This is a genomic window from Pseudomonas sp. 15C (genome assembly GCF_055484735.1).
Window position 1 is genome coordinate 131,860 of the sequence record NZ_JBUDGD010000002.1, and the last position, 24,823, is coordinate 156,682.

Sequence of the window (24,823 nt, forward strand, 5' to 3'; positions counted from 1 at the left end):
CCTTAAGCCGCATCGCGCTTGGCTTCGTTGCGGTAAGCCGCGACCGCCTCGATCAACGCTTGCAGAATCTCTGCGCTTTCGCCGATTACCGAAAGGTCGGCACGCTTGATCATGTCGCAACCCGGATCGAGGTTGATCGCCACCACCTTGTCGCAGGCGCCGATGCCTTGCAGGTGCTGGATCGCCCCGGAGATACCCACGGCGACATACACCCGCGCGGTGACCCAGGTGCCGGACGCGCCGACCTGGCGATCACGGGCCATGAAACCGTCGTCCACGGCGACCCGCGACGCGCCCTCGGTGGCGCCGAGTGCAGCGGCTGTTTCGTGGAACAGCGCCCAGTCCTTCACGCCGTTGCCACCGGAGAAAATGAATTCGGCTTCGGCCATCGGGATCGCGCCCGGGTCCACCGCCACCGCACCGAGATCTTCGATTCGCGACAGGCTGCGCGCCACGCTTGTGGATAACTCTACCGGCAGTGCTTCGTGACGGGTTTCGCTGACCGGTTCGGCGCATTCGGCCGCCGCCAGGATCAACCGCTCGACCGGACGGGCCAAGTCCTGCAACCCGGCGCCAGCGCGGCCGATGCATTCCTGGTCCTTCACTTGCCAGACCCGCGTTGCCGGGCGTTCGCCCAGCGCTGCAGCAAAGCGTCGGCCGAGTTCGCCACCACCGCTACGACTGTCCGGCAGCAGCCAGTGGCGCGGATTGAACTGGTTATCCACAGCCCGCAGCCCTTGCACCCGTTGTTCCGGTGCATAACCGCTGAATTCGTCGCCTTCGAGTACCAGCAAGCGATCGACGCCGGCGGTTTCAAAAGTGCTTTCCTTATGCTCGCCAAACACCACCGCCAACACCGCGCCGTCCGTGCCGGCCAGTTGATGAGCGAGGCCCAGCAGATCGCGGTCGTGGCTGCTCAAGCGGCCGCCAACCATGTCCGGCACCACGCAGATGTAGAACGCCGGCGCTGGCACCTGATGCAACGGCAATTGCACCTCAACCGCGGCCGAACGCTTGACCGCCCCGCCCTGCTGCGCGCCGCTGCGGTCAATGCGTTTGATGCCGTTGGGGCCAATGAAACCGATACCGTGCAGATTCTTGCGGATAACGCCATTCGGCCCCATCCAGCTGTGTTGCGCCGGCTGCATCGCCGCGTGCAGCGGATGCAGGCGGTTACGCGCGATCCATTCGGCGCGCGGGTCGCGGCGGATAATGTCGCTCATCAATGCACCTCCGCAGGTTCACGTTTGGCCGGTGCCGCCGGTTTGCTCGGCGCGGCGTCTTCGAGCAGCGCATCGGCCACCAGTTCGGCAATGTCCTTGATCAGCGGACGCGGTTCGACCACGCCTTCGAGCATCGCCGTGCACTGTGGACAACCCACTGCTACCAGTTCGGCGCCGGTCTCGCGGATGTCGTCCATGCGCATGTCGGGAATGCGCTGCTTGCCCGGAATGTCAGTGATCGGCGCGCCACCACCGCCACCGCAGCAGCGCGAGCGGAAACCGGAACGCTGCATCTCTTTGACCTCAATGCCGAGCGCACGCAGCACTTCGCGCGGTGCTTCGTATTCGCCGTTGTAGCGGCCCAGGTAGCACGGGTCGTGATAGGTCACGCTGCTGCCTTTGTGCTGACCGAGGTTGAGCGCGCCAGCCTGGATGATCTCGGCCATGTAGGTGCTGTGGTGCTGCACCAGATAATGGCCGTCGAAGGCGCCGTACTCGTTTTTCAGCACATGGAAACTGTGCGGATCGCAGGTGACGATGCGGTTGAAGCTGTATTTGGCCAAGGTCTGGATATTGCGCTTGGCGAGCAACTGGAAGGTCGCTTCGTCACCGAGCCGCCGCGCCACGTCGCCGCTGTCGCGCTCCTCGAGGCCGAGCACGGCGAAGTCGATTTTCGCCGCTTTCAGCACTTTGACGAAGGCACGCAAGGTGCGCTGGTTGCGCATGTCGAAGGCGCCATCGCCGACCCAGAACAGCACGTCGGTGGTTTTCTTCTCGCTGAGCAGATGGAGGTTCAGATCCGCTGCCCAGTTCATCCGCCCGCCCGGGGCGAAGCCGCCGGGGTTGTCGGTTGCAATGAGGTTTTCGAGGACTTCGGCGCCCTTGTTCGGCGTCGCACCTTTTTCCAGGGTCAGGTGGCGGCGCATGTCGACGATCGCATCGACGTGCTCGATCATCATCGGGCATTCCTCGACGCAGGCGCGGCAGGTGGTGCACGACCACAGGGTTTCGGCATCGACCAGACCGTTGACGATCGGCTGATGCGGATTGCCGCCATGTTCGCCTACGGGCTTACCCGGATACGGACTGCCAGCGAATTTGGCATCGGTGCCACCGGCGAGACCGACAACCATGTCCTGAATCAGTTTTTTCGGGTTCAGCGGCTGGCCGGCGGCGAACGCCGGGCACGCGGCTTCACATTTGCCGCACTGCACGCACGCATCAAAACCGAGCAACTGGTTCCAAGTGAAATCCCTGGGTTTTTCCACGCCCAGCGGTGCGTCTGGATTGCTCAGGTCCAGCGCTTTCAAACCGGTCGAGCGACCACCGCCAAAGCGTTCCGGGCGACGGTGCCAGGCCAGGTGCAGGGCGCCGGCGAAGGCGTGCTTCATCGGCCCGCCCCAAGTCATGCCAAAGAACAGTTCCGACACGCCCCACAGCACGCCAACACCGAGAATAGCGGCGAGCACCCAACCGCCGAAGTTCTCCGGCAGGATCCCGGCCACCGGCAAGGTCACCAGAAAGAACGACGCGGAAAACGCCAGCAGGCTTTTCGGCAGGCGCATCCACGGGCCTTTCGACAAGCGCGCTGGCGGATTACGACGACGCAGGTACATGAAGATCGCACCGACGAACATCACCGCCGACATCAGCAGCAAGGCGTAGCCGAGGATGCGGTTATGCAGGCCGAAACCGTGCACCAGTATCGCCAGCACAATCGACGCCACGGCACCGCCGGCCGTGGCGACGTGGGTGTTGGCGATGTATTTGTCCCGCGCCACGACGTGGTGCAGGTCGACCATGTAGCGCTTGGGCATGGCCAGCAGACCGCCGAGCAGATCGACCTTCGCCGCCCGGCCACGACGCCACATGTTCATCCGCCGCAGCGCGCCGAGGACCGCAAGGCCGATGGCTGCGAACAACAGGATTGGAAGAAGGGTGTTCAACATCAGGGTCACCTCTGGCGAGCGGCAAGCTGCAAGCTACAAGCGGCAAGAAAGAGCAGCATGGACCGGCTGTGCTTTTACTTGCAGCTTGCAGCTTGTGGCTTGCAGCTGAGCCGTCAAAAATCCTTACAGAGCCGAAGTGCGTCGTAAATGGCGGCGTGGGTATTACGCTGCGCCACGCAGTCGCCGATGCGGAACAGCAAGTAGCCGTCGCCCGCCTCGCTCAGCGAAGGCTGGGGCTGGATCGCGAACAGCGCTTCGACGTCGATCTGGCCCTTGTTGCGCGAGCCGTCCTTGAGGGCGTAGTAGATTTCCTCGTCCGGGCGCACGCCGTTTTCGACGACCACCTGATCGACCACCCGCTCCTCTTTCGCGCCGGTGTACTCGTTCTCCAGCACCGCCACCAGCTTGTCGCCTTCGCGGTAGACCTTCTCCAGCATCATGTCGCCGGTCATGATCACTTCTTTCGGATACATGCTGCGGTAGTAGGTCGGGAACGACGTACCGCCAATGGCCACGCCCGGTTTGATGTCGTCGGTGACGATCTCGACCTGGCTGCCCTTGTCGGCGAGGAAGTCGGCGACCGACATGCCGGTAAATTCGCAAATGGTGTCGTAGACCAGCACGTTCTTGCCCGGCGCGACCTTGCCGTCGAGCACGTCCCAGCTGCTGACCACCAGCCCTTCGGCCGCGCCCCAGTGCTCGTTCTGCTCAAGATACGGATGTCCGCCGACCGCCAGCACCACCACGTCCGGACGCAGGTCCATGATGGTTGGCGCATCCGCCGCTACGCCCAGGCGCAGATCGACTTTCAACCGCGCCAGTTCCAGCTGGAACCAGCGGGTGATGCCGGCGATCTGGTCGCGCTGCGGTGCTTTCGACGCGGTCGTGATCTGCCCGCCGATGAATTCTTTTTTCTCAAACAGTGTCACGTCGTGGCCACGCTCGGCAGCCACCCGTGCGGCTTCCATCCCGGCCGGGCCGGCACCGACGATGACCACTTTGCGTTTCGGCCCGGTGGATTTCTCGATGATGTGCGGCACGCCCATGTATTCACGAGAAGTCGCGGCGTTCTGGATGCACAGCACGTCCAGACCCTGATACTGACGGTCGATGCAATAGTTGGCGCCGACGCACTGCTTGATCTGATCGATCTGGCCCATCTTGATCTTGGCGATCAGGTGCGGGTCAGCGATGTGCGCGCGTGTCATGCCGACCATGTCGACGTAACCGCCCTCGAGAATTCGCGTGGCCTGGTTCGGGTCCTTGATGTTCTGCGCGTGCAGCACCGGCACCTTGACCACTTCCTTGATCCCGGCAGCCAGGTGCAGGAACGGCTCCGGTGGATAACTCATGTTCGGAATGACGTTGGCCAAGGTGTTGTGAGTGTCGCAACCCGAGCCGACCACGCCGATGAAATCGAGCATGCCGGTGTCGTCGTAATACTTGGCGATCTGCTTCATGTCCTCGTGGGACAAGCCGTCCGGATGAAACTCGTCACCGCACAGGCGCATGCCCACGCAGAAGTCGTCACCGACCTCGGCGCGTACGGCTTTCAGTACTTCGAGACCGAACTTCATCCGTCCTTCGAAGCTGCCGCCCCATTCGTCGGTGCGCTTGTTGACGCGCGGGCTCCAGAACTGGTCGATCATGTGCTGGTGCACGGCCGACAGCTCGACGCCATCGAGGCCACCGGCCTTGGCCCGGCGCGCGGCCTGGGCATAGTTGCCGATCACCCGCCAGATTTCTTCCGGCTCGATGGTCTTGCAGGTGGCGCGGTGCACCGGTTCACGGATGCCCGATGGCGACATCAGGGTCGGCCAGTTGAAACCGTCCCAGCGCGAGCGCCGGCCCATGTGGGTAATCTGAATCATGATCTTGGCGCCATGCTTGTGCATGGCGTCGGCCAGATTCTGGAAATGCGGAATGATCCGGTCGGTGGACAGGTTGACCGAACTCCACCACTCCTGCGGGCTGTCGATCGCCACCACGGACGAACCGCCGCAGATGGCCAGGCCGATGCCGCCCTTGGCCTTCTCTTCGTAATACTTGACGTAGCGGTCGGTGGTCATGCCGCCGTCAGTCGCGTAGACCTCGGCGTGCGCGGTGCTGAGCACGCGGTTGCGGATGGTCAGTTTGCCGATCTGGATCGGCTGGAACATTGCTTCGAAAGCCATTTCACGGTCCTCGGCTTACAACGGCTTGACGGTGAACAGGCCGTCATCGTGGCCCTCTTCGGAGCCTCCGTAGACTTGTTCGGCCACAGTACGAATCTTGCTGCCACGGGCTTCGAGGATCTGGTCCATGGCGCCGGCAAACCAGCCGGTGAACATGTAATCGACCTTGCGCCCGACCTTGCCATAGACGTAGACAAACGCCGAGTGCTCGAGCTTGACGCTGGCGGTGCCTTTGTCGAGGTCGATGTCCTGAATCTTGAACAGACCCCAGCCGCGTTGCGACAGGCGTTTCATGTAGTGTTCGAACACCGCAACGCCTTCAAGTCCGTGGCATTCAGCTTCTTTTTCACACCAGTGCCAGGCGGATTTGTAGCCGGCCTTGTAGAGGATCTCGGCGTAGGCATCAGCACCCAATACTTCTTCGATGCCCATGTGGTTATTGACGAAAAAGTGACGTGGCACGTAGAGCATCGGCAGGGCGTCGGAGGTCCAGACACCGGTCTCGCTGTCGACTTCGATAGGCAATTGCGGGGCGATCTTGGCCATGGAAACTTAACTCCAGAAAAATGATGGTTCAGTGTTGGCCGCGGCCCTCACCCCAGCCCTCTCCCTCAGGAGAGGGGGCAGATCGGCGGCGGTCTTGAGAAAGCGCTATTCGCCCCAGACGTCTTTCAGGACGTTGACCCAGTTCTCGCCCATGATCTTGCGCACCACGCGTTCGGAATGGCCGCGCTTGAGCAGGGTTTCGGTGAGGTTGGGGAATTCGCCGACGGTGCGGATGCCCAGCGGGTTGATGATCTTGCCGAAGCTGGTCAGGCGGCGGGCGTAGCCCTTGTCGTGGGTCAGGTATTCGAAGAAGTCCTGGCCGTGGCCCTGAGTGAAGTCGGTGCCGATGCCGATGGCGTCTTCGCCGACGATGTTCATGGTGTATTCAATCGCTTCGGCATAATCGTCGATGGTCGAATCGATGCCCTTGGCGAGGAACGGCGCGAACATGGTCACGCCGACGAAACCGCCATGGTCGGCAATGAACTTCAGCTCTGCATCGGACTTGTTGCGCGGGTGCTCTTTGAGACCCGATGGCAGGCAGTGGGAATAGCAGACCGGCTTTTTCGATTCGAGGATGACTTCTTCGGAGGTCTTGGAACCGACGTGAGACAGGTCGCACATGACGCCGACGCGGTTCATCTCGGCGACGATCTCGCGGCCAAAGCCCGACAGGCCGCCGTCACGCTCGTAGCAACCGGTGCCGACCAGATTCTGGGTGTTGTAGCACATCTGCACGATGCCGACGCCGAGCTGCTTGAACACCTCGACATAGCCGATCTGGTCTTCGAAAGCGTGGGCGTTCTGGAAGCCGAAGAGAATGCCGGTCTTGCCCTGTTCCTTGGCACGACGGATGTCGGCGGTGGTGCGCACCGGCATCACCAGGTCGCTGTTCTCGCGGATCAGCTTCTGGCTGGCAGCAATGTTGTTCACGGTCGCCTGAAAGCCTTCCCACACCGACACAGTGCAGTTGGCCGCCGTCAGACCGCCCTTGCGCATGTCTTCGAACAGCTCGCGGTTCCATTTGGCAATGATCAGACCGTCGATAACGATGCTGTCGGCGTGTAATTCGGCTGGGCTCATCAGGCGTCCCCTTGTTGGCGATTCATGCGCCGAATCGTCTGCCGGCGCTTTGGGGCCAGCATATGCCTAGGTGTCGGGGCGACCGGGTGCAAAAACGACAGGGGAATTGCCGAAAGCGTCAATCCGCGACAAAGGGTCGTGTGCCGCTCCGATCAGCTACCTGTTCAAGCTCGCATGCTTGCGCCAGAATCTGCCGCAGCCTGCACACACCAACGGATTAGAGCGACCCCAATGAAATCGATCCTCCTCGCCCTGGCACTGATTGCGACCGGCGCCCACGCCGCCGAAGAATCCGAGAACAACCCGTGCGACGCGGTGGAAAACGACATCCAGACCCTGGAATGCTCCGCCTACAGCCGCACCACCGCCGAAGACCTGCTCAAGGACAACTACGCCAGCCTCAACGAACGCATGCAGAGTGCGTACGGCAAGAACCCGACGCAACTGGCCGACATCACCGCCAAGTTGAAGACGGCTCAGCAGCAATGGTTGAAGACGCGGGATGCGGATTGCGCGGTGGAAGCGTTCCCGGCGACTGCAGGCAGCAAAGCGTTCACCATTGCGCAGAATGATTGTGTGGCGCGGATGAGTGATGAACGGTCGGAGTTTTTGGAGTCGATCGGGCAGGAATGAGTGTTTGAGCTGTAAGCTGAACCTCTTAAGTCAGTCTAAGGATTCCCATGAACATCTGCGGCATCGAAATCAAAGGCAGCGAAGCGATCATCGCCGTGGCCGCTCTCGACGGCTCGGCCTTGAGCCACGTTCCCCTTGCCACGAAAAAAATTGCCCTCGATGACGATGACGAAGCGGCCAACGTGAAGCTGTTCGCGGCGCAAGTCGCGTCGTTTGTGCGGGAGAATTCGGTGGACCGGATTGCGATCAAGAAGCGCAGCAAGAAGGGTGAGTTTGCCGGTGGGCCAACGACGTTCAAGATTGAAGGCGTGTTTCAGCTGCTGGACGGGTGTGAGGTGACGCTGTTGTCGCCGCAGACGATCAATGCGCAGGCCAAGAAACACAATTTCGAACTGCCGGGGACGCTGAACAAATATCAGCATGAGGCTTACAAAGCGGCATGTTCGGCGTTGGTGAAGAGGTAACCCGATTGCCGAAATCACATTGGAACCTGTGGGAGCGGGCTTGCCCGCGATGACGGACTGTCAGGCAATACTAATGTTGGATGTGCCGACCTCATCGCGGGCAAGCCCGCTCCCACAGGATTCTATGGCGTTGCGGAAGCCATTCAGGCCTGTGCGGTACGCCGGTCTTCGCGCGGGCAGCGGGCGAATTTTGCGCGGTAGCTGCGGGTGAAGTACGACGGCGACTCGAAGCCACAGGCAATGCTCACTTCGAGCACGCTCATGTCGGTCTGGCGTAACAGCTGCCGCGCCTTCTCAAGCCTCAACCGCAGATAGAAATTGCTCGGCGTGTCGTTCAGATGCAGCCGAAACAAGCGCTCCAGCTGCCGCCGGGTAACCTTGATCGATTCCGCCAGTTGCAGCGTGGTCAGCGGTGGTTCGCTGTGCTGTTCCATCTCGCCGATCACTTGCACCAGTTTCTTGTTACTGATGCCGTAGCGCGTGGCGACTTCCATGCGCTGGTGGTCTTTGCGCGGGCGGATGCGCCCGAGCACGAATTGCTCGCTGACCTGAATCGCCAGTTGCGGGCCGTGGGCCTGGGCAATCAGGTCGAGCATCAGATCAATCGAGGCCGTGCCACCCGCCGAAGTGATCCGCCGCCGATCAATCTCGAACAGCTCCTGGGTCACGCTCAGCTGTGGATAAGATTCCTTGAACGCATCGATCGCCTCCCAGTGCAGCGTCAGGCGGTGCCCGTCGAGCAGCCCTGCTTCGGCGAGGACGAAGCTACCGGTGTCGATGCCACCGAGCGTCACACCGTCGTTGTCCAGCCGACGCAACCAGTGCTCCAGCGTCGGCGTGATGAACTTCAGCGGTTCGAAGCCGGCCACCACCAGCAACGTTGCACCTTTCTTCAGCGGCTCCAGCGCGGCATCGGCGTTGACCGACATGCCATTGCTTGCCAGTACCGGCCCGCCGTCGGCGCTGAGCACATGCCAGCGATACAGCTCGCCACGAAAGCGATTGGCCACGCGCAACGGTTCGATTGCTGAAATAAAGCCAATGGCGGAGAACCCCGGCATCAGCAAAAAGTAGAAATCCTGGGACATGGGCGCACTCGGTTGGCGGACGCGTGGCTCGTTGATACGCCGTTTGCCGGCGGCATTCAAGCGTGCAGGTCGCTACAGTGCAAATGCCAGTCGCCGCAGTGCGCTTTCACCGGGCCGTTGCTGCGTAACTTGGCACCACCGGCGCGCCAGATGCCGGAAACCACAATAATCGAACTGCCGAGGAACCCGACATGAAACGACTGATCAGCAGCTGCGTTCTTGCACTCAGCGGTACCGCTTTTTTGAGCACCGGCGTCATGGCGGCCGAACCGGCGTCCTGCAAGAACGTGCGCATGGGCGTGGTCAATTGGACTGACGTAATCGCCACCAGTGCCATGACCCAGGTCCTGCTCGACGGCCTCGGCTACAGCACCAAACAGACCAGCGCCTCCCAGCAGATCATCTTCGCCGGGATTCGCGATCAGCGCCTGGACCTGTTCCTCGGTTACTGGAACCCGCTGATGACCCAGACCATCACCCCGTTCGTCGAGGCCAACCAGGTCAAGGTGCTTGAAGCGCCAAGCCTGAAAGACGCCCGCGCCACTCTCGCGGTGCCGACGTATCTGGCTGACAAGGGTCTGAAGACCTTTGCCGACATCGCCAAATTTCAGAAGGAACTGGGCGGCAAGATCTACGGCATCGAGCCGGGCTCGGGGGCCAATACGCAGATCAAGGCAATGATCGCCAAGAACCAGTTCGGCCTCGGCAAGTTCCAGCTGGTGGAATCGAGCGAGGCCGGCATGCTCGCCGCCGTCGATCGCGCAGTACGTCGCAAGGAAGCCGTGGTGTTCTTCGGCTGGGCGCCGCACCCGATGAACGTCAACATTCAGATGACTTATCTGACCGGCAGCGAAGACGCCCTCGGCCCGAACGAAGGCATGGCCACGGTGTGGACCGTGACCGCGCCGAAATACGCCGAGCAGTGCCCGAACATCGGCCGCCTGCTGACCAACCTGACCTTCACCGCCGAAGACGAGAGCCGGATGATGCAGCCGCTGCTCGACCATAAAGACGCCTTCGAGTCGGCGAAGCAATGGCTCAAGGATCACCCGGAAGACAAGCAGCGCTGGCTCGAAGGGGTGACTACCTTCGACGGCAAACCGGCCGCTGAAAACCTGCAGCTGACCAGCAAATAAGCCTCTTTTGAAAAGCCCCTCACCCTGACCCTCTCCAGAGGAAAAGGGAACCGGACGACGCTTCGCAGCCCCGAACAGGGCTGCGGACAGACCCATCACGCCCCAAGGAAACCGCACCATGAACCACGACGTCATCATCACCTGCGCACTCACCGGTGCTGGCGACACGACCGCCAAGAGCCCGCACGTGCCGGTCACCCCGAAACAGATCGCTGCCGCCGCCGTCGAAGCCGCCAAGGCCGGCGCCACCGTCGTGCACTGCCATGTTCGCGATCCGCAGACCGGCAAGTTCAGCCGTGACGTGGCCCTGTACCGCGAAGTGATGGAGCGCATCCGCGAGGCGGACGTCGACATCATCGTCAACCTCACCGCCGGCATGGGCGGTGACCTGGAAATCGGTGCCGGCGAAAACCCGATGGAGTTCGGCCCGAACACCGATCTGGTCGGCCCGCTGACCCGGCTGGCCCATGTTGAAGAATTGCTGCCGGAAATCTGCACCCTCGATTGCGGCACCCTGAACTTCGGCGACGGCGACACCATTTACGTGTCCACCCCGGCGCAACTGCGCGCCGGCGCCAAGCGCATCACTGAATTGGGCGTGAAGGCCGAACTGGAGATTTTCGACACTGGTCATCTGTGGTTCGCCAAGCAACTGATCAAGGAAGGCTTGCTCGACAACCCGTTGTTCCAGCTGTGCCTGGGCATCCCGTGGGGCGCGCCGGCCGACACCACCACCATGAAAGCCATGGTCGACAACCTGCCGGCCGATGCGGTGTGGGCCGGGTTCGGCATTGGCCGCATGCAGATGCCGATGGCGGCGCAAGCGGTGCTGCTCGGCGGCAACGTGCGGGTCGGCCTCGAAGACAACCTGTGGCTGGACAAGGGCGTGCTGGCGACCAACGGCCAACTGGTCGAACGCGCCAGCGAAATCCTCAGCCGCCTCGGCGCCCGCGTGCTTACGCCGGCTGAAGGCCGAAAAAAGATGGGCCTGACCCAGCGCGGCTAATGAACACCCATTTCCCTTGTAGGAGTGAGCCTGCTCGCGATGGCGTCGGTACATCCGAAGCATCTCCAGCGGTAGAACAACCGCTATCGCGAGCAGGCTCACTCCTACAGATTTCGAGCCAATTTCAGGAAATCCACCATGCGCTTTATCACCGAAATCAAAACCTTCGCCGCCCTCGGCAGCGGTGTCATCGGCAGTGGCTGGGTCGCCCGCGCCCTCGCCCACGGTCTCGACGTAGTGGCCTGGGACCCGGCACCGGGTGCCGAAGCCGCGCTGCGCAAACGTGTGGCCAATGCCTGGGGTGCGCTGGAGAAAAACGGCTTGGCGCCGGGCGCTTCGCAGGATCGCCTGCGCTTTGTCGCGACCATCGAAGAATGCGTGCGCGACGCCGACTTCATCCAGGAAAGCGCCCCCGAGCGGCTGGAGCTGAAACTCGACCTGCACAGCAAAATCAGCGCAGCAGCCAAACCCGATGCGTTGATCGGTTCGAGTACCTCGGGCCTGCTGCCGAGCGAGTTCTACGAGAGTTCGACGCATCCTGAACGTTGCGTGGTCGGGCATCCGTTCAACCCGGTGTATCTGCTGCCGCTCGTAGAGGTGGTGGGCGGCAAGAACACCGCGCCCGCGGCCGTTCAGGCGGCGATGCAAGTCTACGAATCCCTCGGCATGCGTCCGTTGCATGTGCGCAAGGAAGTGCCGGGGTTTATTGCCGACCGCTTGCTCGAAGCGCTGTGGCGCGAGGCGCTGCATCTGGTCAATGACGGCGTAGCGACCACCGGCGAGATCGACGATGCGATCCGCTTTGGCGCCGGGTTGCGTTGGTCGTTCATGGGCACTTTCCTGACGTACACCCTGGCCGGTGGTGATGCTGGCATGCGCCACTTCATGTCGCAGTTCGGCCCGGCGTTGCAGTTGCCATGGACCTATCTGCCGGCGCCGGAGCTGACTGACAAGCTGATCGATGATGTGGTCGATGGCACCACAGATCAACTGGGCCGGCACAGCATCTCGGCGCTGGAGCGCTATCGTGATGATTGTTTGCTGGCGGTGCTTGAGGCGGTGAAAACCACCAAAGAGAAGCACGGGATGAGTTTCAGCGAGTGATGCGTATGGCATGACACCGCAGCCCTCACCCTAGCCCTCTCCCGGGGGGAGAGGGAACTGACCGCGTTGATTGTTCGAGTGACGCCGACTTGCACCAGCGTGCCGAGCTCAAGTTTTGAAAGGCCCCCGATCAGCTCCCTTTCCCCTTCTCCCCCTTGGGGGAGAGGGTTGGGGTGAGGGGGTTGCTCTTGATCCTAACGACCCGCCAACTGCCGGAACCAAAACCAATGCCCCACCTCACCACCTACCAAACCAGAATCATCCCCGAGTGGGTCGACTATAACGGCCACCTGCGCGATGCCTTCTACCTGCTGATCTTCAGCTACGCCACCGACGCCCTGATGGACCGTCTCGGTATGGACAGCAACAACCGCGAAGCCAGCGGCCATTCGCTGTTCACCCTCGAACTGCACCTCAATTACCTGCACGAAGTGAAGCTCGATACCGAGGTCGAAGTGCGTACGCAGATCATCGGCCACGACAACAAACGCCTGCACCTCTATCACAGCCTGCACAAGATCGGTGATGCGCAGGAACTGGCCGGCAACGAACAGATGCTGCTGCACGTCGACCTCGCCGGGCCACGTTCGGCGCCATTCAGTGCCGAGACCTTGAGTCACCTGCAAAGCATCGTCGCCGAGCAGCGGGACCTGCCCGCTCCTGCTTACGTCGGCCGCGTGATTGCGCTGCCGCCCGCCCGGTAAATCCCTCGATCATCAGGAGCCGCCATGCACACCGCTGCCGCTGTTGCCGATTTCCGTACTTATCCGTTGATCAGCGCGCTGAGTGGCGTGCAGGGTCTGGCGGATCGCGTTGTCATCAAGTGGGCCGACGGCCGTGTCAGCCCGTTTCACCATGTCTGGCTGCGCGACAACTGCCCGTGCCAGCAGTGCGTCTACAGCGTGACTCGTGAGCAGGTGTTCGAGATTGTCGATGCGCCTGACGAACTGCAACCGAGCGCCGCCTACGTTGACACCGAAGGCTGCCTGCGCATCGATTGGCAGGACGGCCACCTCAGCCGTTTCGATCCGGGCTGGTTGCGTGCCCATGCCTACGACGACGAGTCCCGCACCGAACGTCTGGCCGCAAAACCCAAGAGCTATTTGTGGCGCAGCGATCTGCAGTTGCCGGTGTTCGACTACGCCGCGCTGATGAACGACAACGCTGCCTTGCTGCAGTGGTTGCTCGCCGTGCGTGACATCGGCCTGACGCAAGTGCGCGGCGTGCCCACCGAGCCCGGTTCGCTGCAACTCATCGCGCAGCGGATTTCCTTCATTCGCGAGAGCAATTTCGGCGTGCTGTTCAACGTGCAATCCAAAGCCGACGCCGACAGCAACGCCTACACCGCTTTCAACTTGCCGCTGCACACCGACCTGCCCACCCGCGAGCTGCAACCGGGCCTGCAATTTCTGCACTGTCTGGTGAATGACGCTGAGGGTGGCGAAAGTATCTTTGTCGACGGCTTTGCGATTGCCGATGCCTTGCGCCAAGAGGATGCGCCGCTGTTTCAGGCGCTATGCGAAATCCCCGTGGAATTTCGCAACAAGGACCGTCACAGCGACTATCGCCGCCTGGCGCCGATCATTGCCCTCGATACGCTGGGACGGGTCGCGGAGATTCGCATGGCGAACTTCTTGCGCGGGGCATTTGAGACTTCAGTTGAGCAGATGCCGTTGCTGTATCGCGCCTATCGACGGTTTATCGCGATGACCCGCGAGCCGCGGTTTCGACTGATGCAGCGGCTCAAACCGGGCGAATTGTGGTGCTTCGATAACCGCCGCACGTTGCATGCGCGCAATGTGTTCGATCCGGCCAGCGGGGCGCGGCATTTTCAGGGCTGTTATGTCGACCGGGATGAGTTGTTGTCGCGGATTCTGGTGTTGCAACGCTAGACCCTGTGGGAGCTGGCTTGCCAGCGATGGCGTCAGCACAGACAACCTGGACATTTCTGATCCACAGACAAAAAAAACCCCGATCAAGCCGTGACAGGATCGGAGCTGAGGAGGGTACTGTCGAGGAGCTGCCAGGCGAGGGTGACCAAACCTTCGTGAAGCGAGCTGAGGCCAGTGTGCCTAGTCGACAATTACGTCGGTTAGCCGAAAACGACCTGTTCATAGTCGTCCCGGCCACTGCGACAAAACGCCCTTGCCGCCTCCGGTCGGGGCCACCAGAATCGGGCCAGACCTCCGATGCCACAGAAGGATTTGCGTGATGATGTACGCCGATTTGATTGATCAGGAAGACCTGTTGGGCCAGCTCAAGGCGTTGGGCATCCAGGTGCCGAGCGGCACCACCGCCGAACAGGCCTGCGAGTGTGCGGTGCGCGGGCTGGACAACGTGCGCGCCTTTGAACTGCGCAAGATGGTCAAGGACATGTACACCAGCGGCGCGAGCATTCAGCCGGCCGTGCGTCAGGCGATCGACAAGCAATTGTTGCCGGCCCTCTCGGTTTACCAGCAATCCCACAGCGCCTGACAGGCCGCCATCGCTGGCAAGCCAGCTCCCACAGTGATCCGGACCGACACAACATTTGTGTACTGCACAGACCCTGTGGGAGCTGGCTTGCCAGCGATGAAGCTGACGCGGTCTACAGCCTTACGCTGGCAAACGTCGATTCATTGCGCGCCTGACTCAACGCCGACATCGGTCCCGACAGCGGCGACATCACAATCGCCTGCGGCAGCGGCAGCATCGCCACTTGCTGGGTGGTGTTGGAGCCTACGCGTTCGTCACGCGGTGGAATGCCGAAATATTCGCGGTAGCACTTGGAGAAGTGCGGGGTCGAGACGAAACCGCACACCGACGCCACTTCGATGATCGACATCGGCGTCTGCTTGAGCAGTTGCCGGGCGCGGATCAGCCGCAGCTTCAAGTAATAACGTGACGGCGAGCAGTGCAGGTATTTCTGGAACAGCCGCTCCAGCTGCCGACGCGACACCGCGACGTACACCGCCAGTTCATCCAGATCGATCGGCTCTTCCAGGTTGGCTTCCATCAGCGCGACGATTTCCTGCAACTTCGGCTGGTTGGTGCCGAGCATGTGCTTGAGCGGCACGCGCTGGTGATCCTGTTCGTTGCGGATGCGCTCGTAGACGAACATTTCCGAGATCGCCGCCGACAGCTCGCGGCCGTGATCGCGGCTGATCAGGTGCAGCATCATGTCCAGCGGCGCGGTGCCACCGGAGCTGGTGAAACGGTTACGGTCGAGGGTGAACAGTCGCGTACTCATGGCGACACGTGGGAAGGCTTCCTGCATCGCCGCCAGACATTCCCAGTGCACGCTGCAATCGAAACCGTCGAGCAGGCCGGCGCAGGCCAGCGCCCAGCTACCGGTACACACCGCGCCAAGACGCTTGGACTGGCGCGCCTGGCTTTGCAACCAGGACACATGTTCCCGGGTCACGGTGCGTTGAATGCCGACGCCGCCGCAGACGATAACAATGTCCAGTGGCGGAGCTTTGTGCATGGAGGCGTCGGGGGTGATTTGCAGCCCGTCACTGGCCCAGACCTGGCCACCGTCGACAGTGAGGGTGCTCCAGCGATACAGCTCGCGACCGGACAACTGGTTGGCCATGCGCAGCGGTTCAACTGCGGACGCCAGAGAAATCAGCGTGAAATTGTCCAGCAGCAGAAAGCCGATGGATTGAGGCGCACGGTTCTGGGGTTGGGCCCCGGAGTTGAACGACGTCATCGCGGTATCTCCTCACACAAAGCGGGTGATGGCCTCAGGCGGAGGCTCTTGTTATTGCCGGCGGTCTCACGAGAGAAGCAGGCTTTGTTATGACAGAGCAATTGCCATGCCTAAAATTGGACGGCCATTCAATAACTCCTGAAAACGACCTGCCGACGTGTCTATTCGAGACTTGCGAATGTGGCATTTCGAAGTGCCATCAAGCGCGGACAGGGCCCTGTCCCGCGACCTGTGAGCAGATCGGTAGCACTTGTGGGAACTGGCCTGCGGGGGATTTGCACGGAGTGTCACCGCAAGCACAGGCGATGGACGGTCGATTAGAGACTCAGCGGTCACGACTGACAACCGCTCTTATCTGATTGCGACGCGCCAAAAGGTGGCGCGGTTGAATTATGGTGTTCGTTTGCTGAGCAGTTTTGACTGGTCTGGCCCCCATCGCGAGCAGGCTCACTCCTACAGGAGAACGCATTTCAAACTGTAGGAGTGAGCCTGCTCGCGATCGGGGCCAACTCGGTTTCAGCACTCAACCGCACTGACCGCCAACCCACCGCGCGAAGTTTCTTTATATTTGTCATGCATATCCGCACCGGTATCACGCATGGTGCGGATCACCCGGTCCAGGGAAATAAAGTGCTGACCATCACCACGCAGCGCCATCTGCGCCGCGTTGATCGCTTTCACCGCGGCAATCGCATTGCGCTCGATGCACGGCACCTGAACCAGACCACCGACCGGATCGCAGGTCAGGCCTAGGTTATGTTCCAGACCAATCTCCGCCGCATTGCATAGCTGCTCAGGCGTCGCCCCGAGAATCTCCGCCAGCCCCGCCGCCGCCATCGCGCAAGCCGAACCGACCTCGCCCTGACAGCCAACTTCGGCGCCGGAGATCGAAGCGTTCTTTTTGCACAGGATCCCCACTGCCGCCGCGCCGAGGAAGTAGTCGACAACATTGGCGTCGGTGACCGCCTCGCTGAACTTCATAAAGTAGTGCAACACCGCCGGGATGATTCCCGCCGCGCCGTTGGTCGGCGCCGTGACCATGCGCCCACCGGCGGCATTCTCTTCGTTGACCGCCAACGCGAACAGGTTGACCCATTCCATCGCGCTCAGCGTCGAGCCGATGACATTGGGTTTGTTCAGCTCCTGCAGACTGCGGTGCAACTTCGCCGCGCGCCGCCGCACATTCAAGCCGCCGGGCAAGATACCTTCGTGCTTGAGGCCTTGCTCGACGCAATCCTGCATCGCCCGCCACAGCTTCATCAGCCCGGCGCGGATTTCTTCTTCACTGCGCCAGACTTTTTCGTTGGCCATCATCAGTTCGGCAACCCGCAGGTTGTGCTTCTTGCACAGTTCCAGCAGCTCGACCGCGCTGGAGAAGTCGTAGGGCAATTCAGTGCGGTCGAGATCGACCACACCGCTGCTGGCCTGTGCCTCATCAACGACAAAACCGCCACCCACCGAATAGTAGGTGTCGCGATGCAATTCACCGTGATCGCCCTCGGCAACGATGGTCATGGCATTGGGATGGAACGGCAGGTTTTCATCGATCAGGCGCATGTCGCGCGCCCAGACAAACGGCACCGGCAGGCGACCAGCCAATAGAAGCGTGTCGGTTTCACGCAGCGCCTGAATACGCGGGCCGATCTGCGCCGGGTCAATGGCGTCCGGCCATTCGCCCATCAGGCCCATGATCACTGCGTTATCGCTGCCGTGGCCGACGCCGGTGGCCGACAGCGAACCGAACAGTTGCACCTCGATGCGCCGCACCTGCTCCAGCTGATGCTTGTCGCGCAACGCCTCGACGAACAATGCCGCGGCGCGCATCGGCCCCACGGTATGGGAACTGGAAGGGCCGATGCCGATTTTGAACAGGTCGAAAACGCTGATAGCCATTGCTGCAGAGCTCCTGAGAATACCGGTCCGGGCGGCAAAAGCGCCCGCTGGCGGAGCTGCTACGCTCAAGCTGCGATCCGCCGAATGCCGGCATCATCGGGCTTTTGTCGGCGCGCACGGCGTCTGACACCGACGCACTCATGTCCAGCAGCGCCGTTACGTTTTCGCCCCGCAAATGCGCCGTTTTTATGCAGATCAGAAGGCCATCGAGGGCGGAAAAAAGCTGTAAGCGACGTCACCGACACTGGAAGCGACCATCCCTGTACTGGATACGACCCTCCCTGTAGGCGTCAGATTTTCACTGGTACATGATCGGGATGACTCGATTGCCAGGCGCTGCGGTAGAGCTGTCTTCAGAACGCCACCCAACCGCAACCCATAAGTGCGGTGGTCCACAGTCGGAACACTGCCAAAAAAAACACCAAGGAGTCCATCCATGAAAGGTTCCCCGTCGTTGTTGTTGGCCGCCCTGCTGAGTCTGCCGCTACTGGCGCAAGCCGCAGAACCGGCACAGTGCAGCCTCGTTAACTTCTCCGATGTCGGCTGGACCGACATCACCGCGACCACCGCCACCACCTCCGTTGTCCTCAACGCCCTCGGCTACAAGACCAAGACCACCATGATCTCCGTACCCGTGACCTACAAGTCGCTGGCCGACGGCAAGAACATGGACGTGTTCCTCGGTAACTGGATGCCGACCATGGAAAACGACATCAAGCCGTATCGCGATGCCGGCACCGTGGACACCGTGCGCACCAACCTCAAGGGCGCCAAGTACACCCTCGCCGTACCGCAAGCCCTGTATGACAAAGGCCTGCACGATTTCGCCGACATCGCCAAGTTCAAGAAAGAACTCGACAGCAAGATTTATGGCATCGAGCCGGGCAACGACGGCAACCGGCTGATCCAGAGCATGATCGACAAGGACGCCTTCGGTTTGAAGACCGCCGGTTTCAAAATGGTCGAATCATCGGAAGCCGGCATGCTCTCGCAGGTCGACCGTGCGCAGAAGCGCGACACCGCCGTGGTCTTCCTCGGCTGGGCGCCGCACCCGATGAACAAGCGTTTCAAGATTCAATACCTGACCGGCGGCGACGACTTCTTCGGCCCCGACTTTGGTGCCGCCACCGTGGCCACCAACACCCGCAAGGGTTACGCCGAAGAATGCAGCAACGTCGGTCAGTTGCTGAAGAACCTGGAGTTCACCGTCGACATGGAAAGTGAACTGATGGGCAACATCCTCGACGACAAGATGAAGCCTGACGCGGCCGCCAAGGCCTGGCTGAAAAAGAATCCACAGGTGCTCGATACCTGGCTCGCTGGCGTGACCACCATTGACGGAAAACCAGGCCTGGAGGCCGTGAAAGCCAAGCTCGCGCCTTGATCCGAGGGGCATCGCTTATGCCGGGCAGGCATGCTTGCCCGGGCTGTTAATTTCCTTGCATGCGGACGTTCACTACCATGCTGATTGATCAGAAAATACCTTTAGGCCAGTACATCGCGGGCTTCGTCGAATGGTTGACGCAACACGGCGCCAACACCTTCGACGCAATCGCCGTGACCCTGGAAACGATGATCCACGGCGTGACGTTTGCGCTGACCTGGTTCAACCCACTGGTCTTGATTGGCCTGATTGCAATCATCGCCCATCTGATTCAACGCAAGTGGGGCCTGACCGCGTTCGTGGTCGCCTCGTTCCTGCTGATCCTTAACCTGGGGTACTGGCAGGAAACCATGGAAACCCTCGCCCAGGTGCTGTTCGCCACCCTCGTCTGCGTATTGATCGGCGTGCCGCTGGGCATCGTCGCTGCGCACAAACCGATGTTCTACACCATGATGCGGCCGGTGCTCGATCTGATGCAGACCGTACCGACCTTCGTTTACCTCATTCCTACCCTGACCCTCTTCGGGCTGGGTGTGGTACCGGGCCTGATCTCGACGGTGGTCTTCGCCATCGCTGCGCCGATCCGCCTGACCTACCTGGGCATCCGCGATGTCCCGCAAGAACTGATGGACGCCGGCAAGGCCTTCGGCTGCTCGCGTCGCCAGCTACTCTCACGGATCGAACTGCCCCACGCCATGCCGAGCATCGCCGCCGGCATCACCCAGTGCATCATGCTGTCGCTGTCGATGGTGGTGATTGCGGCACTGGTCGGCGCCGACGGACTCGGCAAACCGGTGGTCAACGCACTGAACACTGCTGATATTGCGCTGGGCTTCGAAGCGGGCCTGGCGATCGTACTGCTGGCGATCATGCTCGACCGTATCTGCAAACAACCCGACGCCAAAGTAGGGGGTGACGCATGAGCATTATTCGCTTCGAAGACGTCGATGTAATCTTCGCCAAGGACCCGCGCGAGGCACTCAAGCTGCTCGACCAGGGCATGACCCGCAACGAGATCCTGAAGAAGACCGGGCAGATCGTCGGCGTGGAAAAAGCCACGCTGGACATCAATAAAGGCGAAATCTGCGTGCTGATGGGCCTGTCGGGCTCGGGCAAGTCGAGCCTGCTGCGCTGCATCAACGGCCTCAACACGGTGAGCCGCGGCAAGCTGTTCGTCGAGCATGAAAACCGCCAGATCGACATCGCCTCGTGCACCCCGGCCGAGCTGAAAATGATGCGCACCAAACGTATCGCCATGGTGTTTCAGAAGTTCGCCCTGATGCCGTGGCTGACGGTGCGCGAGAACATCAGTTTCGGTCTGGAAATGCAGGGCCGACCGGAGAAGGAACGCAAGAAACTGGTCGATGAGAAACTCGAACTGGTTGGCCTGACGCAGTGGCGCAACAAGAAGCCTGATGAGCTCTCCGGCGGCATGCAGCAGCGCGTTGGCCTTGCCCGTGCGCTGGCGATGGACGCCGACATTCTGCTGATGGACGAACCGTTCTCGGCCCTCGACCCGCTGATCCGTCAGGGCCTGCAGGATGAACTGCTGGAGCTGCAACGCAAGCTGAGCAAGACCATCGTGTTTGTCAGCCACGACCTTGATGAAGCCCTGAAACTGGGTAGCCGCATCGCGATCATGAAGGACGGGCGGATCATTCAGTACAGCGTGCCGGAAGAAATCGTCCTTAACCCGGCGGATGACTATGTGCGCACCTTCGTCGCCCATACCAACCCGCTCAACGTGCTTTGCGGCCGCAGCCTGATGCGCACGCTGGACAAGTGCAAACGCATCAACGGCTCGGTGTGCCTCGATCCGGGCGGCGATTCGTGGCTGGACCTGGCCGAAGGCAACACCATCAAGGGTGCACGGCAGAACGGCTCGGTGCTGAACCTGCAGAACTGGGCCCCTGGGCAAGCGGTGGAAGGCCTCGAGCGCAAGCCAACGCTGGTGGACTCCAACATCGGCATGCGCGACGCGCTGCAGATTCGTTATCAGACCGGCAACAAGCTGGTGCTGCACGATGACAATCATGTGGTGGGGATTCTGGGCGACAGCGAGTTGTATCACGCGTTGTTGGGCAAGAATCTGGGTTAGCCGCAGGTGGCATAAAAAAAGGGATCGCGGTGAGCGATCCCTTTTTGTTGGGTCAGGAATAGCCCCTCACCCTAGCCCTCTCCCAGAGGGAGAGGGGACCGATCGGGGGATGCTGCAGATCTGCACCGACCTGATCTTGCTTTACCGAATCCATAATCGACTCGATCTTTCAGGTCAATGTACAACGCCAGACACCTCAGTCGGCTCCCTCTCCCTCCGGGAGAGGGCTGGGGTGAGGGTCAGCTTTTGACTTTAGCTGTACACCCGGCCAAGGAGCTGCCGATGACTCTCAAACTGATCCAGCACATCCCGGGTAATCTGCTCCGGCGTAAAGCCCATCAAGTCGTAATCCTGGCTACCGTTGTGCAGATACACCTCAGCCCGGTAATAACGCTGACGCGCCTCATCCGATTGCGCTGACTCAGTCGGAGTCGCCAGATAACCTTCCAGGCTCACCTCGTAAACGAAAGGGTTGCCCTCTTCCATCTCGACGCGCACGCCCATGCAACGCTTGGCTTTACCCAGTAGCGTCTGCACTTCAATACCCTGATTGCGTAACTGCGCCGCTGCGTCTTCCAGCGCCGGTGTCACATGCTTGTCCATGAAACGCTGCACCACCGATTGGCTCGGTTGCAGGTCCAGCTGGGTCAGCCGCTCGCTGAAACCGCGGCGCCCACGCTCGGCCAGTTGCGCCTGCTCCTGTTCGATCTGCACGTCCTGACGCATCGCCTTGTGCAGGCCGAACATGAAGCACACCAGCACAACCGAGAACGGCAAACCAGCCAGCACCACCATGGTCTGCATGGCCTCGAAGTTACCGGCGAACAGCAGGCCGATGGTCACCAGGGTGATCACCACCGACCAGAAGATCCGCAGCCAGTGCGGCGCATCTTCGTCGACGTTGCCGCCCTTGCAAGACAGATTCGCCATCATCACCGCGCCGGAGTCGGCCGGGGTCAGGAACAGCACGAAGCCGACGAAGATCGACACACCGATCACGACCTTCGACGCCGGGTAATGCTCAAGCAATTGATAGATCGCCATCGACGGCTGTTCCAGCGCCGTCTTGCCCAGCTCCACCGCGCCGTGGTTCATCACCAGATCCAGTGCCGAATTACCGAAGATCGACAGCCACGCCAACGTGAAGCCCAGCGGAATCAGCAGCACGCCGGCAACCAGTTCACGCACGGTGCGACCACGGGAAATCCGCGCGATGAACATGCCCACGAATGGCGCCCAGGAAATCCACCACGCCCAGTAGAACAGCGTCCACAGGCCCAGCCAGCGATCGGACTTGGCGTTGTCGCCTTCATAGACATACAGGTCGAACGTCTTCAGCACCACGCCGTTCAGGTAATCACCGATGTTCTGCACGAAGCCATTGAGCAAGTGCAGAGTCGGGCCGAACAGCAGCACGAAGATCAGCAAGCCGCTGAACAAAACAATATTCAGGTTGGACAGACGCCGGATGCCGTTTTCCACGCCGGACACGGCAGCGATGGTCGCCACGGTGCTCATGACAATGATCACGATCAACAGGTTGGTGTTGCTGTGCTCCATGCCGAACAGGTTTTCCAGCCCTGACGACACTTGCAGCGAACCGATACCCAGATTGGTCACCAGACCCAGCAGGGTCACGAACATGCCGAAGCCGTCCACCGCATGACCGGCCGCGCCTTTGACCCACCGCTCGCCGACCAGCGGATACAGCGCCGAACGCAAGGCCAACGGCTGGTTATGCCGATAAGCAAAGTAAGCAACCGCCAGGCCGACCAGTGCGTAGATCGCCCAGCCATGCAGGCCCCAGTGCAGGAACGTCAACTGCACCGCCTGCCGCGCCGCGAGGTTGCTGGCCGACGTGCCTTCCGGCGGATTGAAGTAGTGATCCAGTGGCTCGGACGCGCCGAAGTACAACAGCGAAATGCCGATACCCGACGAGAACAGCATCCCCGCCCAGGCGCCGTAACTGAAATCCGGGGTGTCGTCCTTGCTGCCCAGTTTGAGTTTGCCGTACGAGGAAAACGCCAGACCGACCACGAACACCAGATACGCGGCGATCACCACCATGTAGTACCAGCCGAAGCTGCGCGACAACCAGGCCTGAGCCATCCCCAACACTCTGCCGGCCTCTTGCGGGGCGATGATCAGAATGGCGGTCAACAACAGAATCAACGCGGTCGAGGTGTAGAACACCCAACCGTTGACCGTCACCTTCTCGGGCGGGGTCTTTATTAGCGAGGCAGAACTCATGGCACAAATGCTCCAGGCAGTGCGAGAGAAGAACACAAGGCATCACGGAACCCGACCAATCGGTTAGTTGGCAGCCGACCGGCGGGTGATATAAAGACACTCCGAAAAAAGCCCGAACCTGCCGAAATGGCGCGCTGATCGCTTTCGTGGCCCAAGTGTGCGGACGTTCATCCGAAACCTGGCCTCGAGCGTCTTGCCCTTTCAACACGTCCATCGAATCGCGAACCGCGCCATGCCCCACGCAGGTTTCGAGCCGTTTCAAGTGTCGGTTTTTATCGTCATTACACGTAGGAAAAAGCTGTAGGCAGCGACGAATTGTCGCAGATCTTATTCTTTGTTGATTGAACGTTCAATCAAAACAAAATAGACTGGCCCTCAATCCGATCGGCGTCATTCGCCCCTCGGAAGGCCTAAGGAGATGTGCAAGATGCCCAAGGTCGGTATGCAACCCATCCGCCGTCAACAACTGATCGAAGCCACGTTGCAAGCGGTCGATCAGGTCGGAATGGGGGACGCCAGCATTGCGCTGATCGCCCGTTTGGCCGGTGTCTCGAATGGCATCATCAGTCATTACTTTCAGGACAAGAACGGCCTGATCGCCGCCACGATGCGGTACCTGATGAGCGTCCTCAGCGAGAACGTCACCGCGCGCCGTCAGGCGCTGACAGATGACAGCCCACGGGCGCATCTGCAGGTGATCATCGAAGGCAACTTCGACGCCAGCCAGGTCAATGGCCCGGCAATGAAAACCTGGCTGGCCTTCTGGGCCACCAGCATGCACCAGCCGTCTTTGCACAGGTTGCAGCGGATCAACGATCACCGCCTGTATTCCAACCTGTGCTGCGAGTTCCGCCGGGTGTTGCCGCTCGAAGAAGCGCGCAATGCCGCGCGAGGCCTGGCAGCGTTGATTGACGGTTTGTGGTTGCGCGGCGCGCTGTCGGGAGACGCTTTCGACACGGCGCAGGCGCAACGGATCGCTTACGAATACATGGATTTCCAATTGGCCAAGCAGGCAGGTCAGAGCACACAGAAACCGCTCGACGCCTGACCCCCACCGTAGCGTCATCGCGGTGGCCAAGGCCAACAACCAATGCACTTGCG

Annotated in this window: 21 protein-coding genes; 12 read left to right on the top strand and 9 right to left on the bottom strand. The window is 61.0% G+C overall.

What is annotated here, in order from left to right; translation table 11 throughout:
- Nucleotides 1–2: 2 nt before the first annotated feature.
- From etfA to ACYYKW_RS02075, 5 genes are all read right to left on the bottom strand, one after another.
- Nucleotides 3–1,223, bottom strand: coding sequence for an electron transfer flavoprotein subunit alpha (gene etfA / locus ACYYKW_RS02055; RefSeq protein WP_464989295.1), 1,221 nt, complete (start codon nt 1,221–1,223; stop codon nt 3–5).
- A complete protein-coding gene (gene dgcB, locus ACYYKW_RS02060; protein WP_464989296.1) occupies nt 1,223–3,172 on the bottom strand; it encodes a dimethylglycine demethylation protein DgcB in 1,950 nt (649 codons plus the stop codon). Before dgcB ends, etfA begins: the two co-directional genes overlap by 1 nt.
- A 113-nt stretch (nt 3,173–3,285) precedes the next feature.
- On the bottom strand, nt 3,286–5,346 hold the full coding sequence (gene dgcA, locus ACYYKW_RS02065) for a dimethylglycine demethylation protein DgcA (protein WP_093097591.1): 2,061 nt from the start codon (nt 5,344–5,346) through the stop codon (nt 3,286–3,288).
- A 15-nt stretch (nt 5,347–5,361) separates the two neighbouring features.
- Nucleotides 5,362–5,892, bottom strand: a complete 531-nt coding sequence (locus tag ACYYKW_RS02070) for a DUF5943 domain-containing protein (RefSeq protein ID WP_005792152.1) — start codon at nt 5,890–5,892, stop codon at nt 5,362–5,364.
- Nucleotides 5,893–5,997: 105 nt separating this feature from the next.
- Complete coding sequence (locus tag ACYYKW_RS02075) at nt 5,998–6,975, bottom strand: dipeptidase (RefSeq protein WP_007962626.1); 978 nt, start codon at nt 6,973–6,975, stop codon at nt 5,998–6,000.
- 231 nt (nt 6,976–7,206) lie between these two features.
- Here ACYYKW_RS02075 and ACYYKW_RS02080 point away from each other — a divergent pair, with 231 nt between their 5' ends.
- Both ACYYKW_RS02080 and ACYYKW_RS02085 read left to right on the top strand, forming a co-directional pair.
- Nucleotides 7,207–7,608: a lysozyme inhibitor LprI family protein gene (locus tag ACYYKW_RS02080; RefSeq protein WP_336356686.1), complete on the top strand. Its 402-nt coding sequence runs from the start codon at nt 7,207–7,209 to the stop codon at nt 7,606–7,608.
- A gap of 47 nt (nt 7,609–7,655) precedes the next feature.
- Nucleotides 7,656–8,072: a DUF3010 family protein gene (locus ACYYKW_RS02085; protein ID WP_093097589.1), complete on the top strand. Its 417-nt coding sequence runs from the start codon at nt 7,656–7,658 to the stop codon at nt 8,070–8,072.
- 143 nt (nt 8,073–8,215) lie between these two features.
- Here the strand turns inward: ACYYKW_RS02085 and ACYYKW_RS02090 are convergent, their stop codons facing one another.
- Nucleotides 8,216–9,160, bottom strand: coding sequence for a GlxA family transcriptional regulator (locus ACYYKW_RS02090; protein ID WP_093097587.1), 945 nt, complete (start codon nt 9,158–9,160; stop codon nt 8,216–8,218).
- A gap of 191 nt (nt 9,161–9,351) precedes the next feature.
- On the opposite strand from ACYYKW_RS02090, the gene ACYYKW_RS02095 reads away from it, so the two are divergent.
- From ACYYKW_RS02095 to ACYYKW_RS02120, 6 genes are all read left to right on the top strand, one after another.
- On the top strand, nt 9,352–10,296 hold the full coding sequence (locus tag ACYYKW_RS02095) for a choline ABC transporter substrate-binding protein (protein ID WP_093097584.1): 945 nt from the start codon (nt 9,352–9,354) through the stop codon (nt 10,294–10,296).
- A gap of 118 nt (nt 10,297–10,414) precedes the next feature.
- On the top strand, nt 10,415–11,302 hold the full coding sequence (gene cdhC / locus ACYYKW_RS02100; protein WP_093097582.1) for a 3-dehydrocarnitine:acetyl-CoA trimethylamine transferase CdhC: 888 nt from the start codon (nt 10,415–10,417) through the stop codon (nt 11,300–11,302).
- Between the two features lie 138 nt (nt 11,303–11,440).
- Entirely contained in the window at nt 11,441–12,406 is a 966-nt protein-coding gene (locus ACYYKW_RS02105; RefSeq protein ID WP_464989297.1) for an L-carnitine dehydrogenase, read from the top strand.
- Between the two features lie 227 nt (nt 12,407–12,633).
- Nucleotides 12,634–13,110, top strand: coding sequence for a thioesterase family protein (locus tag ACYYKW_RS02110; protein WP_464989298.1), 477 nt, complete (start codon nt 12,634–12,636; stop codon nt 13,108–13,110).
- Between the two features lie 24 nt (nt 13,111–13,134).
- Entirely contained in the window at nt 13,135–14,298 is a 1,164-nt protein-coding gene (locus tag ACYYKW_RS02115; RefSeq protein WP_464989299.1) for a gamma-butyrobetaine dioxygenase, read from the top strand.
- Between the two features lie 319 nt (nt 14,299–14,617).
- Nucleotides 14,618–14,881, top strand: a complete 264-nt coding sequence (locus ACYYKW_RS02120; protein WP_464989300.1) for a hypothetical protein — start codon at nt 14,618–14,620, stop codon at nt 14,879–14,881.
- A 112-nt stretch (nt 14,882–14,993) separates the two neighbouring features.
- Here the strand turns inward: ACYYKW_RS02120 and gbdR are convergent, their stop codons facing one another.
- Nucleotides 14,994–16,097 carry a choline metabolism transcriptional regulator GbdR gene (gene gbdR, locus ACYYKW_RS02125; protein WP_090287006.1) on the bottom strand — a complete coding sequence of 368 codons (1,104 nt, stop codon included), beginning with the start codon at nt 16,095–16,097 and terminating at the stop codon, nt 14,994–14,996.
- A 516-nt stretch (nt 16,098–16,613) separates the two neighbouring features.
- On the bottom strand, nt 16,614–17,990 hold the full coding sequence (locus tag ACYYKW_RS02130) for an L-serine ammonia-lyase (RefSeq protein WP_464989301.1): 1,377 nt from the start codon (nt 17,988–17,990) through the stop codon (nt 16,614–16,616).
- A 436-nt stretch (nt 17,991–18,426) separates the two neighbouring features.
- On the opposite strand from ACYYKW_RS02130, the gene ACYYKW_RS02135 reads away from it, so the two are divergent.
- The 3 genes from ACYYKW_RS02135 to choV all read left to right on the top strand — a co-directional run bounded on the left by ACYYKW_RS02135 (nt 18,427) and on the right by choV (nt 21,472).
- Complete coding sequence (locus ACYYKW_RS02135; protein WP_464989302.1) at nt 18,427–19,374, top strand: choline ABC transporter substrate-binding protein; 948 nt, start codon at nt 18,427–18,429, stop codon at nt 19,372–19,374.
- 77 nt (nt 19,375–19,451) lie between these two features.
- On the top strand, nt 19,452–20,297 hold the full coding sequence (gene choW, locus ACYYKW_RS02140; protein ID WP_016772805.1) for a choline ABC transporter permease subunit: 846 nt from the start codon (nt 19,452–19,454) through the stop codon (nt 20,295–20,297).
- Nucleotides 20,294–21,472, top strand: coding sequence for a choline ABC transporter ATP-binding protein (gene choV / locus ACYYKW_RS02145; protein WP_090287012.1), 1,179 nt, complete (start codon nt 20,294–20,296; stop codon nt 21,470–21,472). The genes choW and choV overlap by 4 nt, the downstream gene beginning before the upstream one ends.
- A gap of 252 nt (nt 21,473–21,724) precedes the next feature.
- Here the strand turns inward: choV and betT are convergent, their stop codons facing one another.
- A complete protein-coding gene (betT, locus tag ACYYKW_RS02150; RefSeq protein WP_464989303.1) occupies nt 21,725–23,722 on the bottom strand; it encodes a choline BCCT transporter BetT in 1,998 nt (665 codons plus the stop codon).
- A 427-nt stretch (nt 23,723–24,149) separates the two neighbouring features.
- On the opposite strand from betT, the gene betI reads away from it, so the two are divergent.
- A complete protein-coding gene (betI, locus tag ACYYKW_RS02155) occupies nt 24,150–24,770 on the top strand; it encodes a transcriptional regulator BetI (RefSeq protein WP_203419794.1) in 621 nt (206 codons plus the stop codon).
- Nucleotides 24,771–24,823: the final 53 nt, after the last annotated feature.